At 42.2% G+C, this 17,285-nt stretch carries 12 protein-coding genes; 9 read left to right on the forward strand and 3 right to left on the reverse strand.

Going from position 1 to position 17,285, the window contains the following annotated elements:
* Positions 1–136 precede the first annotated feature (136 nt).
* Positions 137–1,024, reverse strand: coding sequence for an alpha/beta fold hydrolase (locus UYC_RS0113670; protein WP_016876396.1), 888 nt, complete (start codon positions 1,022–1,024; stop codon positions 137–139).
* 266 nt (positions 1,025–1,290) lie between these two features.
* Between UYC_RS0113670 and UYC_RS0113675 the strand changes: the two genes are divergently transcribed.
* From UYC_RS0113675 to UYC_RS0113705, 7 genes are all read left to right on the forward strand, one after another.
* Positions 1,291–1,608 carry a carbon dioxide-concentrating mechanism protein CcmK gene (locus tag UYC_RS0113675; protein WP_016876397.1) on the forward strand — a complete coding sequence of 106 codons (318 nt, stop codon included), beginning with the start codon at positions 1,291–1,293 and terminating at the stop codon, positions 1,606–1,608.
* A gap of 139 nt (positions 1,609–1,747) precedes the next feature.
* Positions 1,748–2,098 (forward strand): carbon dioxide-concentrating mechanism protein CcmK, encoded by a 351-nt coding sequence (locus tag UYC_RS0113680; protein WP_016876398.1) that lies wholly within the window; start codon positions 1,748–1,750, stop codon positions 2,096–2,098.
* 776 nt (positions 2,099–2,874) lie between these two features.
* Positions 2,875–4,062, forward strand: coding sequence for a HetZ-related protein 2 (locus UYC_RS0113685; RefSeq protein WP_016876399.1), 1,188 nt, complete (start codon positions 2,875–2,877; stop codon positions 4,060–4,062).
* A 254-nt stretch (positions 4,063–4,316) separates the two neighbouring features.
* The gene (locus UYC_RS0113690; protein WP_016876400.1) at positions 4,317–5,603 is read left to right on the forward strand and encodes a GspE/PulE/PilB domain-containing protein; all 1,287 of its coding nucleotides are present in this window, start codon (positions 4,317–4,319) and stop codon (positions 5,601–5,603) included.
* Between the two features lie 280 nt (positions 5,604–5,883).
* The gene (locus UYC_RS0113695; protein ID WP_016876401.1) at positions 5,884–6,570 is read left to right on the forward strand and encodes a Crp/Fnr family transcriptional regulator; all 687 of its coding nucleotides are present in this window, start codon (positions 5,884–5,886) and stop codon (positions 6,568–6,570) included.
* 108 nt (positions 6,571–6,678) lie between these two features.
* Complete coding sequence (locus tag UYC_RS0113700) at positions 6,679–8,463, forward strand: M61 family metallopeptidase (protein WP_016876402.1); 1,785 nt, start codon at positions 6,679–6,681, stop codon at positions 8,461–8,463.
* Between the two features lie 220 nt (positions 8,464–8,683).
* Positions 8,684–9,181 (forward strand): DUF6174 domain-containing protein, encoded by a 498-nt coding sequence (locus UYC_RS0113705; RefSeq protein ID WP_016876403.1) that lies wholly within the window; start codon positions 8,684–8,686, stop codon positions 9,179–9,181.
* 332 nt (positions 9,182–9,513) lie between these two features.
* Here the strand turns inward: UYC_RS0113705 and UYC_RS0113710 are convergent, their stop codons facing one another.
* The gene (locus tag UYC_RS0113710) at positions 9,514–11,748 is read right to left on the reverse strand and encodes an EAL domain-containing protein (protein ID WP_016876404.1); all 2,235 of its coding nucleotides are present in this window, start codon (positions 11,746–11,748) and stop codon (positions 9,514–9,516) included.
* A 190-nt stretch (positions 11,749–11,938) separates the two neighbouring features.
* On the opposite strand from UYC_RS0113710, the gene UYC_RS0113715 reads away from it, so the two are divergent.
* Positions 11,939–12,247 carry a hypothetical protein gene (locus UYC_RS0113715; RefSeq protein WP_016876405.1) on the forward strand — a complete coding sequence of 103 codons (309 nt, stop codon included), beginning with the start codon at positions 11,939–11,941 and terminating at the stop codon, positions 12,245–12,247.
* A gap of 36 nt (positions 12,248–12,283) precedes the next feature.
* On the forward strand, positions 12,284–16,333 hold the full coding sequence (locus tag UYC_RS0113720; protein ID WP_016876406.1) for a PAS domain S-box protein: 4,050 nt from the start codon (positions 12,284–12,286) through the stop codon (positions 16,331–16,333).
* Between the two features lie 222 nt (positions 16,334–16,555).
* On the opposite strand, the gene UYC_RS0113725 is transcribed toward UYC_RS0113720, so the two are convergent.
* Positions 16,556–16,792, reverse strand: coding sequence for a hypothetical protein (locus UYC_RS0113725; RefSeq protein ID WP_016876407.1), 237 nt, complete (start codon positions 16,790–16,792; stop codon positions 16,556–16,558).
* Positions 16,793–17,285 lie beyond the last annotated feature (493 nt).

Below are 17,285 nucleotides of genomic sequence, written 5' to 3' on the forward strand. Positions count from 1 at the left end.
TGCGGGCTATATAAAAAAGGGGTTGAAAAACCAAATTTAATATTACAACACGTTAAGGATTTCCAAGAAATAAATTACCTATCTTGTGGGAATGGGATAGGTATCCCCACCCATCCCACAAGAACATTTGGAGTTTTTATTTGGAATTCTCTAAAATATACCGAGCAGTAATTTGTGGTTGTTCTAAGTGAGGAACATGGCCGCAATCTTGAATCCAGATAAGTTTACTATTGGGAATCGCTCTCTTAAATCGCTTGGCATCAACAGTACCCAAAATCTGATCGCGATCGCCCCACAGAATTAGTGTTGGTTGCTGAATGTCTCCTAGTTTCTTAAATCGAAAAGCAGTGTAACCACCACTTTTTGTAAATGCAATTACAGCTTTATTCCAGTTAGAGCATTCTAGATGTAATCCTGCACATAATTCGGCATCTAAAGAAGCAAGACTTTTATTTTTAAATGTAGAGCGAATGATGCTTTTACGTACCTTAGGATTGCGTAAAAACTGAGATGCTAAATAATCCAACGGCGGAAACATGAATTTACTTAACACTGAACCGCTTGCCAATCCCGCACTGTCAATCAACACCAGTTTTTTTACTATTTCTGGGTAAGTGAGGGTAAAATCAATTGCTGCCGCTCCCCCCATCGAAGCTCCTACTAAGATCACTGGTTGCTTAATCAGAGTTTTCCAGAAATAATAAAGATGAGTTTTGATATCAGTGATGCCAAACTTTATCCCTTTGGGTCTATCTGTAAATCCAAAACCCAATAAATCTACTGCCCAAGTTTCATTATGTTCTGCTAAGAGTGGCAAGAGGCGACGGTATTCTAAGACAGAACTGTCAAAGCCGTGAATTAGCAAAAAAGGTGTAGTGCCACTACCTTTATTTACGTAAGTAGTGAGCACGGGTTGGGGACTTAAAGGAGTGGTAATAGCAATCTGTTCTATGCTTTGAGCTAGAGCAATAGAGGTAGATTCTGTCAGTCGCTGCGCTGCGGTTGGGATAAAACTAGGAAACATAAATTTTAGCAGTCTTCGCAATCATCCCCTACTTGCACTTTTAAGCAAAATCAGGGATAAAAGCGAGGTCAAATGTTGAACTCAAAATGCTGTTGTCTCTTGAATTAATGTATCACCAACTTTCGGCGTTGTGCTTGGAGGAATAATTTGCAGCATGGGTATGTGGCAAAAGCAAATTTTTTTAGAAAAATTTTCCATGTATCAAAATCGGCTGTGAAGGCGCGTACAATAAATAACACCTCTTCCTGAACTTAGGAGCTAATGCCATGCCATTGGCAGTTGGAGTTATAGAAACTTTAGGTTTTCCCCCTGTACTAGCAGCGGCAGATGCAATGGTAAAATCTGCCGAAGTTACTCTTGTGTATTATGGTTTAGCAGAAAGCGCTCGTTTTCTAGTCGCTGTACGGGGACAAGTTGCAGAAGTGAAAAGAGCTGTTGAGGCAGGTATAGAAGCCTGCGAACAAGCTCAAGGCGATGGTGGACAACTCATCACTCACTACATTGTTCCTAATCCACCGGAGAATGTAGAAAGTGTTTTACCCATACATTTCACTAAAAAATCAGAACCGTTCCGTGTCTTCTGACACCAGTCTTATTTGCCTTCGTCTGTGATTTACTTCTTTGAAAAGTAAATGATGATGGACATATATGAAATGTGTAGGAACCTTCGTACAATTAACTTGGTAGCGCCACATACTTTTACTGACATATAGGAGATAACCAATGCCACTACAGGCAGTTGGATCAATTGAAACTAAGGGTTTTCCTGCCGTGTTAGCGGCAGCAGATGCGATGGTGAAAGCTGGTCGAGTCACCCTCGTAGGTTATATAAGAGCTGGTAGTGCTCGCTTTACAGTGAATGTGCGGGGTGATGTTCAAGAAGTAAAAACAGCTGTAGCCGCTGGTATAGAAGCTGTGGAACAGGTTTATGGTGGTGTTCTAGAAACCTGGGTAATTATTCCTCGTCCCCATGAGAACGTTGAAGCTGTTTTGCCTATAGGTTATTCAGAGGAAGTTGAACAGTACAGACAAGCTGTAGAAAATCCTATTGTACATAGACCCAATAGTCGCTGATTTTTTATTAGTCAGTAGTTTCATGGAGACACTTCGCCAGTTGCTATGACGGGAGCATCTCGCTTAATTTCTGGTAGTCTCAATAGCTTTGGCGGTTTCCTTTTTGGAACCCGCCCCTGGGGAGAGATGCACAAGTCAGCTTAGAGAATTTATGAGTTTTTAGATTAGTTTTATAGGTTTGATCAATATAAAATTTCAACTACTATTTTAATGAAATAAAAAAATAATTAAAATCTTCTAACTTTTGCATACACAAGCTTTAATCACTTTGTCAATGCATAACCCTTAATCTTTTTGATATCTTTTAAATTTCTGTATAACCTAGATTAAAACGACATAAATTGTGTATTAGTATAGTAATCCCCACTACCAAAATTTACTGAGATAAATTTAAAGGAGCGAAACTTAAACAAGGTAATAGCGTCTAAATTCTGGAAAACCATATTCACCAGAGCAAGTGAGACAAAATGCTGGCTTTTTCTAAAATTTTAGTAGCTAAGGGGAATTCTCAAACCTCTGGGTGAATCGCTGTTTTGAAATTGGAAACATCAAAATAATAGTTTACAAAAGTTAAAAATTAGTTTGAGCAAGGAAAATAACTCTGAGATTTTGATTAGCAGGAATGATCGCTTTGAAAGTTTTTATGAAGATGCAAAAATTCCTGCATAAAATCAGTGAGTCAAAACGTAATAAAAGTGGAATCATTGAGATGTCCTTGTTAGACATCATTTAAATAAAAGGCAACTGCCAGTCAATAAAGATGAGTGGGATAATACATGGGGGTTGTGATGCAAACTTTAAAACAGGGTTTCGGGGAGCGCAATCTCACTATGGCTTCACAAGCAGAAAAACTGGCACTATATTGGCGTCAGCGACTAGCTGCGGAGTGTCCAGAGCAATCTGTGGCAACCAGGGAAAGTGTAATTTGCTGGCTTTTAGGAAGTTTCCAAGGGCGCATTGAAGAGTTGAACCCCAAGGAACTGGATATTAGCAAGCAAGCGATGGAATATCGTTGGAAAATTTTACACCAACGCTATTTGGGAAAAGGGCGAGAAGCTGCTTACCGCAATTTGATCACTCGCTTGGGAAGTATAGTAACTTTACGACACAAAATCCAAACATGGATTGCTCTGAGCCGTGATCGCCAACGGACAGTGCTGGATGTGCTCCAAGAAGTCATTCAAGAATTGTTACAAAGCGATAATTATATGCAACAGCAAATGGCTTGCATTGCGGAATTCACAACCGATCAGCGATTGCGAAATGCATTACTATTTGCCAGCGTGGAGGAATATTGTTTGCGCCCTGTACGCAACCAACCTTTACTAGCTTATCGCTTTGTAAACTATCTGCGTAGGACTCAACGTGGTGGCTTAACCCAAGTGCCCACCAACGATATGATTCGACTTGTTTCGGAAGAGATCCTCACAGATGATAGTGACAACCGTGTAAACTTGGTAGATGCAAAAGCGATCGCAGAATATCAAGAAGCGCAAGAACTAGAAGAACAACAGACACAGCGGCAAGCAGTCAAAGAGGAATTTGAAAAATATTTACAAGAAAATCTAGGACAAGAAGCTGTAGATTGGCTGCGACTTTATCTACAAGGGCAATCCCAAGACGCGATCGCCAAAAAATTAAACAAGCCAATTAAAGATGTATATCGATTGCGTGAAAAAATTAGCTACCACGCTGTACGTGTTTTTGCCCTTAAAGACAAACCAGAACTAGTTGAAAACTGGTTGGAAACTTCCCTAAAAGAGCACAACTTGGGTTTATCACCAAATCAACTTCAGCAATTGGAGGAAAAACTAACCCCAATTGGGCGGCAAATTTTGGAATTGCGGCGAGCAGGTAACACCATAGAAGAAGTAGCCCAAAAACTAAAACTTAAAACTCATCAGGCTATGGGTGAATGGACTAAAGTCTACTTGACAGCCCAGGCTTTAAGAATCCAAGAGTAAGGAATTGGGAATTGGTAGTTAGTGGTTAGTGGTTAGTAACTAATGGCTAATGGTTATTGGTTAGTAGTGATTTGCCCACTTTCCCCTGCTCCCACTCTCCTATTCTCTAGATCTACCCCAATCCTAAACCTCAGATTATACTTTGCTATTTTGTAATTAATTTAACTTTTATTTTGGATACGTACTTACTGATTTACTGTCCATAAACTAAAAAGCAGAATAGGATATAGAGATGTATCAAGCAATTTAAGCCTATGCTGTCTTCCGAGGGCAAACCAACAGATACTGAAGCACTTCTTCAAACAGATGTAGTATCAAATACAAAGCTTGTAGAAGAACAAGAACTAGAGGATGAGCAAATATTTCTACTCATTGAAAGTCTTTTGTCCTTTGAAGCTTGCCTGTACCACCAAATCTTGCCCCTCAAAATTGAAGACAACAGCCTGTGGCTGGGTATGGTAAGCCCAGAAGATAGCGTGGCACTAGATTATGTTCGGCGCATATTGTCTTATATAAATTGCAATCTGGTAACTGTAGCAATCAAAGGCGATACTCACCGCAATATACTCTCAGCTTTCCTCAACCACAAAAACACATCCCACTCATCAAATCGGCGAGAACATAAACCTTGGGAGGCTTTAGCCCAAAACCAGAACGCAGCAGAGACTGGTGAGCAAGCTCTCTCATCAAAAAATAGCAATTTCCAACCAAATCAGCAGCCGCAAAAAATGTTAGAAGAGGTGTTAACAGCTCAAAATGTTCCCTCTGATACAGATCCTATTTCGGGTGCCGAACGCGATCGCCTGCTTGAAAACACTCCCGATTCCAACTCTTTCAGCACACTCTCCAAAAACAACACACAGCAGGAAGAGTATTCTTTTGAACTAGCAAGCACAGCTAACTTGCTTATATTATCAGCACCAGAGCCACAAGAGTTTAGTCCTGTAGAACAATTACTAAAATTACCACCTAAAAAATTATTGGAAGAATTACTGGGACGAGTTTTGGCCGGCGGAATTGGTAGGCTGTATTTGGAAAGATTGCCTTACGATGGCAGGATTCTTTGGAGTGAAAATGGAGTCTTGCAGTCTGTATTAGAAAAAGTGCCACTATCTATTTTTCAAGGAGTAATGAATGAATTGAAGCGATTTGGCTCTTTACCCGTCACAAAACTTGAGGAACCAAAACAGATAGAGAAAGAATGTTTATATAAACAAGAACGTTTGCTATTACGCTTGCGAGTCATGCTGGGAATGTATGGTGAAGAAGCTACCTTGCAAGTATTACGAGGAGCAGCACTAAAGTTTTACCAACAACAGATGCTAACGCGTCTGAGCCGTGATGCCTTGGGTATTTCCCAACAACTTAGTTATAAATTGCATGAACTACAAGAAAGACTTCTTCTCAATCACAACATAAACTCTAGTCAGTTAGATACTTTTAATGCCCTTAATCAAACATTGTATAATCTGGAACAGCATATCAGAAAGCTTGAAGTAGAAACATCAAAACCCTCAATAGATAGGCAAGAATTACGTTAGTCATTGGTCATTTGTTAGTAGTTAGTAGCTATTCTCCCCCTCTGCTCCCTGCCCCTAGTGCCCCTGAAGCTCCTCCTCTCCTTTAAGTAAAACTGCTGATCTCGATGCTGCAATCTTGTGTTGTAATGTAACTCTAGACCGATAAATCTGAAAATACTTGGTTAAATAAATGTAAAGATTTAAACTATACTTTCAGCAATATTACAGTATGAAATACCTGTATCACCTATATCAGTAAATTACTATTTTTACTCCCGAACCGTTTTTTAACAAATATTTCATGCACACAGAGGTTTTCAGCGAACTCTTCCCCTTGATGAGTACAGCCAATCCACAAACTTTGGAATGGTTGCTGTCTATAGCCGTAGAACACGAATATCCCATTGGAAGAGCCGTTTTGATGGAAGATGCCTGGGGTAATGCACTTTACTTTGTGGTTTCTGGTTGGGTAAAAGTTCGGCGCACTGTAGGAGAAGGTTCTTCTGTAGCCTTGGCAATTTTAGGCCGAGGCGATTTTTTTGGAGAAATGGCTATTTTGGACGAATCCCCTCGCTCAACAGATGTGATTGCTCTTTCTCCTGTGAAGTTATTGAGCATTGCCAGAGAAAGATTTATTCAAATTTTGTTTAAAGATCCCCAATTGCATCATCGGATGCTGCAGTTAATGGTACGACGATTGCGGCACGCTAATGTTCGTTTACAAATGCGCTCTAGCCCGCCAGCTGTCAAACTTGCCCATACTCTTGTTAGTTTGGGTGAAAACTACGGTAACCAAACAGCACAGGGAAAGGAAATTTTTCATATTCCCTTCAAAGACTTAGCAGACGTGACAGAAATCGGAGTTGAAGAGACTACTAAAATCATGGAAAAACTACATGAAAAAGGTTGGATTAAAATTGACACCGTTAATCAGGCAATTTTTCTCGTCAATTTCCGACAATTAATGAATTTGGCTGGTAAAGTTTAATAGTATGGGCTTTCAAGCCGTTTGTCCGTACAGGAGTTATGAGTTAGGAGTTATGAGTTAAGTTAACCTTTTAACTCGAAACTCCCCAATGTTTACTCTGGACTACAGATGAAGGAAACAATAGCACCTTGTACTGATACCCGCCTACAGGAAAAAGTACCGTTAATTCATTATCAGGTGGCAATGTCCCAACCAGAAACTCACCTGTTTGAGGTGACTCTGCGTATTGGGGGCTACTGTGCTTCAACTCTTGATTTAAAAATGCCGGTGTGGACTCCTGGTTCCTACTTAGTGCGGGAATATGCCAAGCATCTACAGGATTTTGCTGCTTTTGCCAACAAAAAACCTTTAACTTGGCGAAAAATCAGTAAAAATCATTGGCAGGTAGAGACAGGTGATGTTTCAGAAGTAACTGTCAAATACCGCATTTTTGCGAATGAACTAACCGTGCGGACGAATCATTTAGATTCAACCCACGGCTATTTTAATGGGGCAGCGCTGTTTTTTAGACTACCAGGATTTGACAGACAACCAATTTACGTTACTATAGTTCCACCACGTCCAGAATGGCAGGTAACTACAGCATTACCAGCAGTTCCAGAACAAGCAAACACTTTCTTTGCTTCAGATTTTGACACCCTTGTAGATAGTCCCTTTGAAATTGGCTCTCATCAGTTGTATCACTTTGATGTATTGGGAAAGCCTCATGAATTAGCAATTTGGGGACGTGGGAATTTCCGAGCGCAACAGATGATCGCCGATATCAAAAAAATTGTCGAAGTCGAAGCACGGATGTTTGGCGGTTTGCCTTATGAAAGATACGTGTTTGTGTTGCACTTATTTGCCCAAGCTTACGGTGGTTTGGAGCATAAGAACAGTTGCTCGTTGATTTATCAGCGATTTGGATTTCGCGATCGCGAGAAATACGATCGCTTTATTCAATTGGTAGCGCACGAATTTTTCCACCTGTGGAATGTCAAGCGCATTCGACCCCAAGAACTAGAAGTTTTTGACTACGATCAAGAAAACTATACTTCTTGCCTGTGGTTTTGTGAGGGAACAACAAGTTATTATGACTTGCTCATTCCTTTACGGGCGGGCATTTATGATGTTAAATCATTCCTAAATAATTGGAGCAAGGAAGTTACCAGGTATTTGACGACACCGGGGCGTAAGGTTCAAGCCCTTTCTGAGTCGAGTTTTGATGCGTGGATTAAGTTGTACCGCCAGGACTCCAACAGTGGCAATTCCCAAATGTCCTACTATTTGAAAGGGGAAATGGTGTCGTTGTTGCTGGATTTGTTGATTCGTTCTCTTCATGACAACCAGCGATCGCTCGATGATGTCATGCTCAAGATGTGGCACAAATTCGGTAGAGACGAAATTGGCTACACTTCACAACAGTTACAGCAAGTAATTGAGTCTGTAGCGGGAATAGATTTATCTGATTTCTTTAAACGCTACATTGATACTACTGAGGAATTGCCTTTTAATCAGTACTTGGAACCTTTTGGTTTACAAATAGTAGCAGAAACAGAACAAGAACCTTACCTGGGCATAAGGGTAAGCAGCGAGCATGGAAGAGAACTAATTAAATTTGTTGAAGCGGGTTCACCTGCACAGCTAGCTGGAATTGATCCTGGTGATGAATTATTGGCAATTGATGGGGTGAAGGTGAGTGCAACTCACTTAAGCGATCGCCTCAAAGATTACCAACCAAATGACACAATCTCGGTTGCCGTTTTCCATCACGAGGAACTCCGTATCTATCCAGTCACTTTGGCTTTCCCCCGCGCCAGCAAATATCTAGTTCAACCTGTAGACAATCCTTCTGAGATTCAGAAACAGAACTTTAGTGGATGGTTGGGTGCATCTATGACAACCCTGCGCTAACCGAATAATCACTTATCAGCAATCGGCAACTCGGTACATAACCGATCGCTGATTGCAAATAGCTCGCTCATAACAGGAACAATGAAAGCACAAAGTAACTAATCTAGTAAAAACGACTATTAAGAGTATGTTATTTAAGTAAATAAAAATACACCTAAAATCTCTGGAATTAACTTGATACATATTGAAGTGAGATACCGGAGTTAATCGGTGTGTTTATATGCGCTTGCCTATTATTATTAGTGCGGCATTACTCACCTCTGTGAGTTTGAACGCTCCTGTCATGTCTCAACTGCCTACACAGGTAGCACAATCACCAGCGATCGCTAACAACTTAAATTTCGACCAATTAATTATCAATCGCCGTTTGTGGAATCAGCAAAATATTCACAGCTATCGGTATACACTTAGTAGGAGTTGCTTTTGTGTAGAAGAAGCTAGAGGCCCGGTAGTTATTGAAGTACGTAACGGCATAACAACTTCCATCACTTCTGTCGATACTGGTATGCCTGTTAATCGAGAATATTTTCAAAAATACGATACAGTTCTCAAGCTTTTTCTTTTAATTAGGGATGCGATCGCCCGTGGAGCATCGAACCTAAGCGTGCAGTACGATCCCATACTTGGCTATCCTACCCAAATTAATATTGATTACGACAGCCTGATTGCCGATGAGGAAGAATATCTCACAATCGAGAATTTTGAAAAAATAAACTAAACTAAGTCCCTCATACCTGTTTTTTTTTCAAAAGAAAATTACAGAATTTCCGTAAAGCGATCGCATCCTTGATTACTTAAGTGCGATCGCTTCTTGATCAAATCTAGTGATTGCTCTAGCAAACAATATCCAAGCAGTCTAAATTAATGCTAACTGCCGATTGGAAATCGCAGCTATACAGACAAAACCCACCTCAGTGGGTTTAAAACCCTTAATTGTTAATTAGTCTGTGGAGGCACACTTAGTTTGTGTAGTAGCGAATTCTATTCGCCCAAAACTTTTAAAACTTTAATTCAGAATCATGGACGATCGCCCACATACCTGAGACAAATTCAATGCTTTTGCCAGAGGAGAGATTTAGTGTCACTATCTTTACAGTTTATCTGTACCATACAATTTCTCCCTTGTGCTTTTGCTTGATAGAGTCCGCGATCGGCAGCAGCAATTAAAGTTGCGGGAGATGATTGACTATGAGGAGTGATGGTTGCTACACCAAGACTTACGGTGATGTATTCACTGACTTGACAATTTGGATGAGGCAATTTTAAGGCGCTAACATTGCTTTGAATCTCTGTTGCCACTATAATGGCACCTTCGACATCAGTATTAGGTAAAATGACTGCAAACTCTTCTCCACCATAGCGAGCAACTAAATCAGCCGGGCGTTTAACTGTCTCTAGTGCCTTGGCGACAGATCTCAGTGCATCATCCCCCGCCAGATGTCCATAGGTATCGTTGTAAAGCTTAAAACAATCTACATCACACAAAATCAAAGATAGCGGGGCTTGCTCTCGCGCTAGCCTCTCCCACTCTGCCTTGAGCGTGTCATCAAAGCAGCGTCGATTTGCCACTAAAGTCAAACCATCCGAAGAGGCAAGGCGCTGTAATTCTTGATTTGCTTTTTGTAATTGATGGTAAAGTTCCGATTGTTTAATGGCGATCGCCGCTTGACTTGCTAACTGGTTAAATAAGTTAATCTCCGATTGCTGCCATTTTCTGGAATTATGGCATTGGTGAGCGATCAATAGTCCCCATAGGCGTTCTTGTTGCAAGATCGGCACGATCAGATTTGCCCGGATTTGCAAACTCCGCAACAGGTTAAGGTGACACGGTGACAATCCCGCAGTTTCTACGTCTTCAATTGCTCTAGTGTTACCTTGTTGGTAGTAAGCTGCATGGGTAGATTGAAAACACGTATCCATCACGTGAAATCCCAAAATCGACATATACCCTTCAGCTACGGATTCTACGGCAACCGAGCCACTCCAGTCTGGTTCAAACTGATAGATTACTACTCTATCTACCTCAAAAAGCTGTCGCACTTCGGCTGCTGTAGTTTGCAAGATCTCGTTTAATTCTAACGAGCAGCGGATATGCTGAGTCACGGCAGCAACAACTCGCTCAGACTCAGTTTGATGTTGAACAGGCTGCTCAACTAGCTGACAATGGGGTGCTACAGTTAACGTGCTTGTCTCAAAGTGAGGGGTTGCACTGACAGGTACTGCACTAGGTTTAGCAATCAAGTATCCTTGAGCGAAATTTGCGCCTCGTTCTTGCAGCCAATGCAGTTCCTCGATACACTCAATTCCTTCAGCAACTGTTTGGATATCTAACTTTTGAGCAATCTCTAACAACTTCTCGGTAATCGAAGCTTTGTATAAGTCCTGATGTACATCTCGAATTAACCCCATGTCCAACTTGATAAAGTCTGGGCGTAACTGGTGTAACAAATTCAGCCCGGAATAGCCAGAGCCGAGATCGTCAAGAGCTACTAAAAAACCAGCATCTCGGTAGTATTGCAGTACTGCCTTAAGATGATCTAAATCTTGAGGATTGTCTGACTCTACGACTTCAAAGACAACTTGCTCATGGGAAATGCCTGCTCGATCGATTGCCTCTACAGTAGTGCGCAGGCAAGAAACAGGGTCGTAAAGCGCTGTGGGTGTAAAATTGATAAAGATTTGCCCTCTAACTTGGTGGCGGCTGAAGTTAGCGATCGCGCTGAGGCGAGCAATTCGATCGAGTTGTGGCAAGAGTCCGGCTTCAGTTGCTAATTCTAGGATAGGCCCAGGTGGCACTAAATTGCCTTTTTCATCCAATCCCCGCAGCAGCGATTCGTAACCATAAATCTGAGATGTATCCCTCATTGAGACGATTGGTTGAAAGTGACTGGTGAAGCTCTCTGTTGTCAGCATCTCAACTAACCAGTTTGACTGGCTGAACTTAATGAAACGTTGCAATGAGGCGATGTCACTAAAATCCTGAAGCTGAGGTTGGATAGCGCCTCGAATAAATAGAACTTGCGTTTCTCTTAATTCTCTCGGTGTAAGTAGTTGAGCCAGATGGCGGGCAATTTCTTGAGTCTGTCCGGGTTTACAATCTAAACTCAGACCTGGTCGCTCGTGCATTAGTTCATACTCAAGGGAAGACTGTTGCAGATAGGAGGTGACTTTTTTCAGGGTATGTAAAACAGGAAACCAGAGAAAAATTCTGCCTGCTTCTTTAGTATCGCACCCTGCAACGTTGTGACAAGCACAAGTCTTGGAGATAGAACATTTTTGACTCATAAGTAACTACCTTGCTCAACCCGATTTACTTTAGTATTCCCATCAGTTTCCTTGTAAGAAATAAACTGTACTTCAATTAGGCATGAAGATTTGATGAGTTGGTAAATTATATATTTTTGCTTATTTTTTGAGGTATTCTTTGCTTTTAATCACAACAAAGGAAAACCTCCTGCATAATTTTTAGAATTCTGTGGCTAATGCGATCGCTCAATATACTTTGATTTTGAAAACACAATCAATATTTTTACATCTTGCACCAACGATTTTTGTAAGGTGGGCATTGCTTAGATTTGACTCAAAACCTTATTTTGACGTTACAGGCAATGCCCACCCTACGGTTATTAAGAAAACACAATCAATATTTTCACATCTTGCACCAACGATTTTTGTAAGGTGGGCATTGCTTAGATTTGACTCAAAACCTTATTTTGACGTTACAGGCAATGCCCACCCTACGGTTATTAAGAAACGGTCGTTTAATATTGATATTTCTATGTAATTATCGGGTTATGTCCCCCACCTAAAATTGCAGCATATGCAGAGGCAATCCCAAAACAACTATGAACATCACCAGCCAGAGAATTTACTAGGGCAAAACGCAGACTTTTTTCAAGCTTTGAGCATTTGTTGTCCAGTAGGTATTTTTTCGACAGATACTCAAGGACGCTGTACCTACATTAATCCAATTGTTCAATCAGTATGCGGTTTTGGGGTTGAAGAAATTTTAGGGGAAAGTTGGGTGCAGTTTCTTCATCCTGATGAGCGGGAATCTGTCATGGCTGCGTGGGTGGAGCGAGTATTTACAGAAGGCGAGTTTTGCCGTGAATGCTGTTTCCAGTCTCCCCAGGGAGCGATTCGATGGGTGCAGGTGAAATCTTCACAGTTGCGCGATCGCCAAGGAAATCTCATCGGTTCAGTAAACACGGTAGAAGATATTACTGAGTGTCAAACTGCACTCTCTGAATGCAAACAAGCCCAAGAAAACCAACTTCAAGAACAGGCAAAGATTCTAGAAGCAATTCTCTCGGCTTCAGTAGATCACATCTATATTTTCGATCGCACTGGTCGTTACCGCTACATCAGTGAAGGTGGAGCCGCAGTCTTAGGTTTGCAGCCAAAGGATTTTGTGGGAAAGACTGGGCGAGAATTAAGCTTTCCTGTAGATATTACTGAAATAATAGAACGATTTGATACGCAAATCCAAACCGTGATTTCAACCGGGCAGCCACTTCGGGGTGAAACTGCGTATCTTGCCACCAATGGGATGCATTACTACGAGTATATCTTGACTCCATTGCAGCATCCAGATCAAGGTATTGAAGGCGCGATCGCCATTTCTCGCGACATCACAGAGCGCAAACGGGCAGAAGCAGCATTGCAACAGAGCGAGCAACGATTGCGATTGGCACAACGGGCAGCCAATGTTGGCACCTGGGAATGGAATTTGCAAACGAATGAAGTATCCTGGTCAGAAGGTATTTGGCGCTTATTAGGATTGGAACACAATTGCGAACAGCCTGGGATCAAGGCTTGGGCTGATTTTATCCATCCGGGTGATCGCGAACGGACAATGCAGAATGTAGAAGCAATCTTTGCCCAGGGAGAGGATTATTATGACGAGTTTCGGATTATTCGAGCAGATGGTTCGATCCGCTGGCTGGCCTCGATAGGACAAGTAATTCGCAATCCTCACAGACAAGTTGAGCGGTTTTTGGGTGTAAATATCGACATTAGCGATCGCAAATATGCAGAAGAAGCACTGGAAACTAACTTAGCGCAATTAGAAGCAGTAATTAATAGCATGACCGAAGGATTGGTAATGGTCGATCCGCAAGGCAACGTCTTGATGTTTAATCCAGCCGCTTTGGCTATGCATGGTTTCCAGTCTGTTGAAGAAGTGCGCCAACCTGTAGAGTTTTTTGCTAACCTGTTCGAGGTGCAAGAATTAGATGGTAGTCCTGTAGCCTTGGCAGACTGGCCAATATCTCGCGCTTTAGCTGGTGAAGTTTTTTCTAGAAGGCGATTGCGGTTGCATCGCCTCGATACGGGCAAATGCTGGGTGGCTGAGTACGGAGGCACTCCTGTACGCAATAAGACGGGTGATGTCATTTTGGCGATTGTAACTAGTGGTGATGTAACCCTACAGTATGAAGCGGAGGAAGCACTGCGAGCAAGTGAGGAGCGCTTTCAAGCTTTTATGGCTCATAGTCCTGCCGCCGCTTGGATTACGAATGTTAATGGTCGTATTATTTACCTCAACCCGACTTATTTCCGAATGTTCAAGTTTTCTGAAAGCGATGCGATCGGGAAAAGCATTTTTGAGATTTATGATCCTGAATTTGCCCAGCAGTTTTTTGAAAATATTAGGACTGTTGCCAGAACCAATCAAGTTGTAGAAGCAATTGAGACTGCACCTCGCCCGGATGGTACAGTGGGCGAATTTCTCGTCTATAAGTTCCCGATCTTAAATTCATCTGAGCAGGCTATGGTGGGAGGAGTTGCCATAGATATCACCGAACAGCAAGCTGCACTACGCGATCGCAACAACGCACAACAAGAACGCGAACAACTCCTGATTCGGGAGCAAGCAGCACGAGTGGAAGCGGAAACTGCTCAAGAGCAAATCACCAAAATTTTGGAAAGCATCACCGACGGTTTTATCGCCTTTGATCGCGAGTGGCGCTTTACCTACGTAAATTATGAAGGTACTCGAACACTGGGGCGCTCCCGAAAAGAACTGCTTGGCAAGAATGTCTGGGAAGAGTTTCCAGAACTAGCAGAAACCAGTTTTGGCACGTTGTACAAACGAGCGATCGCCCAAGAGGAACCTCTAGAACTGGAAGATTACTACCCTCCCTTTGATGCTTGGTTTTCCGTGCGTGCTTACCCCTTTCCAGGCGGACTTGCGATCTATTTTCTCAATATTAGCGATCGCAAGCGAGCCGAAGCAAAAATTGCTGCTCTCAACCGAGACTTGCAAAAGCGAGTTGACGAACTGCAAACTCTGTTTGAGGTAATTCCCATCGGCATTCTCATTGCTGAAGATTTAGAGTTCAAAAATGTTCGAGCCAACCCTGCTTTTGCCCAAATTTTGGGAATTGCCAACGGTGAAAACGCTTCTTATACCCCACCCTCAGGTAGTTCCAGTCTTTCCTACCAAGTTTTCCGTAATGGACGAAAACTCTCACCAGCAGAAACTCCCTTGCGTTATGCCGCCATTCATGGTGTAGAAGTGGAAGGGGCAGAAGTTGATATTCTGCGGCATGATGGTACTTTATTTAATTTATATGGTTATGCCGCTCCTCTTTTTGATGAACAAGGCAAAAGTCGGGGAGCGATCGGGGCATTTTTAGACATTACTGAGCGCAAAGTTGCCGAAGCCGAAAGAGAACAATTGCTAGAGCGCGAGCGAGTCGCCCGCGAAACTGCTGAATCTGCCAACAGAGTCAAAGATGAGTTTTTAGCAGTTCTTTCTCACGAGTTGCGAACTCCGCTGAACCCCATTCTCGGTTGGACAAGATTGCTGCGAACTGGAAAAGTGGATCGACAAAAAACAGCGCTTGCTCTCGAAACTATTGAGCGCAATATCAAACTGCAAACTCAACTAATCGAAGATTTGCTCGATGTTTCCCGCATTTTGCAAGGTAAAATGACCTTGAATGTGTGTCCGGTGGATTTAGCTGTGACGATTGAAGCAGCCAAAGAAACAGTGCGTTTGGCAGCAGAGGCGAAATCTATTCAAATTCAAACAGAATTGGAGCCGACAAGCAAACAAGTGATGGGCGATCCAAATCGGCTGCAACAAGTTGTGTGGAATCTGCTCACTAATGCAGTGAAATTTACTCCTACTGGTGGACAAGTTCACGTCAAGCTGGAATATGTTGGAACTGAGGCACAAATCACAGTTAAGGATACAGGCAAGGGAATTAGCCCTGAATTTCTGCCCTACGTGTTTGATACCTTTCGGCAAGCCGATGGCACAATCACCCGCAAATTTGGTGGGTTAGGATTGGGATTGGCGATCGTGCGTCATATTGTTGAAATGCACGGTGGATCTGTGCGTGCACAAAGCCCTGGAGAAGAGCAAGGAGCAAAATTTACCGTTAGGCTACCACTGCTAAGTACAACCGTGCAGCCAAACCAGAATGATAATGCGTTACACGATTCACCCAATTTGAGTGGAGTTCAAATCTTGGTTGTAGACGATGAACCAGATTCCCGCGAACTAATTAGTTTTGTACTTTCAACTGCTAGCGCACAAGTAACTACAGCCGCATCAGCACAAGAAGCATTGGAAATTTTACAAAAGTCACAATTCGACATCTTAGTCTGTGACATCGCTATGCCAGAAATGAATGGTTATATGCTGATCGAGCAAGTAAGAGCTTGGGCTGTTGAACAAGGTGGACAAACTCCGGCAATTGCCTTGACTGCCTATGCTGGTGAACTGAATCGGCAACAGGCGATCGCTGCTGGATTTCAACACCACATCTCCAAACCTCTAGAACCAGAGGAATTAATCGGAGCGATCGCGCTTCTACTTAATATTGCAGTTAGCTCTAGTTACACTGGAGGCACTCAATAGGCTACAACAGCAAAATTAGTCAAAGAGCCGAAAATCACTTAGGCTATTTTTTGCCTCACGAAGGCGGAGCCTCAATCAATGCTTTCCCAGGCTGGAGCCTGGGAAAGAGAAAAGACAGGTTTAGGGTAAAAATGTGTGTATTTAATTCTGTCTGAGTGCACCTTCACTTTCACAAGATATGTTAGCGAAGCGATTCTATTGCCGCTTCGCTATTTGAGAACTTTAATTCAGAGCTTCGTCTGATTCAAAATCAAACACAACCATAAAGTTAGTATCAGGCGACAACTGACGTAGACGTTGCAAATGCCCGTCTGCATCAGAACGACTGCGAAATCTGGCGACAAGAACCCTTTGCATATCTGGAAGTACGCGCACGATCGCCCAAGCATTTAGACGTTTTTTGTAGGCGATCGCGCTTATTTTGGGTTGGGGATCGTTGTATTGAGTATTTTGTGTCATGATTAAGTTATGTATAAGGTGTTTGATGAATGGCGTTAGTGAGTCTTTTGGCGGGGATGCACTGACGCCTATTCAAATTAGATTGAGATTTTTGAAACAAAGTCTGTCAAGTGTCAAGATTGTGTACTGAGTTTGAGAAATAAATTTAGTTGGCACACAATCAGACAGGGGAGTGAAGCCCTGTAGAAAACACCCAAGAAAAGAATCAGTGATGTAACGATTGTATTAGATACGCCCTTATCCTTGAAATTTGCAAATTTGAAAAGAATTAAACAATTCCAAGGCAAGAGTTCTTGCTACTACTTAGCCTACTTGATCTGTATAAAAGCACATAATTAAAGTTAGTGCAAGGCAAAATTGCCTTTTTTTCAAAGGAGTGTGGGATGAAACAGTTAACTAAGTGAACTACACCAACCCTGGAAGGGCAGGTTTTAACAGCAATCTCTCGGTGACTAAAGATTTACAATAAACCTGGCCCTAATCACACATATAT

Origin of the sequence: Chlorogloeopsis fritschii PCC 6912 (assembly GCF_000317285.1) — a bacterium.
GTDB lineage: Bacteria > Cyanobacteriota > Cyanobacteriia > Cyanobacteriales > Nostocaceae > Chlorogloeopsis > Chlorogloeopsis fritschii.

Bases quoted from the DNA above. Each gene is read 5' to 3' on its own strand.
- UYC_RS0113670 (WP_016876396.1), bottom strand. From the start codon at position 1,024: ATGTTTCCTAGTTTTATCCCAACCGCAGCGCAGCGACTGACAGAATCT.
- UYC_RS0113675 (WP_016876397.1), top strand. From the start codon at position 1,291: ATGCCATTGGCAGTTGGAGTTATAGAAACTTTAGGTTTTCCCCCTGTA.
- UYC_RS0113680 (WP_016876398.1), top strand. From the start codon at position 1,748: ATGCCACTACAGGCAGTTGGATCAATTGAAACTAAGGGTTTTCCTGCC.
- UYC_RS0113685 (WP_016876399.1), top strand. From the start codon at position 2,875: ATGGGGGTTGTGATGCAAACTTTAAAACAGGGTTTCGGGGAGCGCAAT.
- UYC_RS0113690 (WP_016876400.1), top strand. From the start codon at position 4,317: ATGCTGTCTTCCGAGGGCAAACCAACAGATACTGAAGCACTTCTTCAA.
- UYC_RS0113695 (WP_016876401.1), top strand. From the start codon at position 5,884: ATGCACACAGAGGTTTTCAGCGAACTCTTCCCCTTGATGAGTACAGCC.
- UYC_RS0113700 (WP_016876402.1), top strand. From the start codon at position 6,679: ATGAAGGAAACAATAGCACCTTGTACTGATACCCGCCTACAGGAAAAA.
- UYC_RS0113705 (WP_016876403.1), top strand. From the start codon at position 8,684: ATGCGCTTGCCTATTATTATTAGTGCGGCATTACTCACCTCTGTGAGT.
- UYC_RS0113710 (WP_016876404.1), bottom strand. From the start codon at position 11,748: ATGAGTCAAAAATGTTCTATCTCCAAGACTTGTGCTTGTCACAACGTT.
- UYC_RS0113720 (WP_016876406.1), top strand. From the start codon at position 12,284: ATGCAGAGGCAATCCCAAAACAACTATGAACATCACCAGCCAGAGAAT.
- UYC_RS0113725 (WP_016876407.1), bottom strand. From the start codon at position 16,792: ATGACACAAAATACTCAATACAACGATCCCCAACCCAAAATAAGCGCG.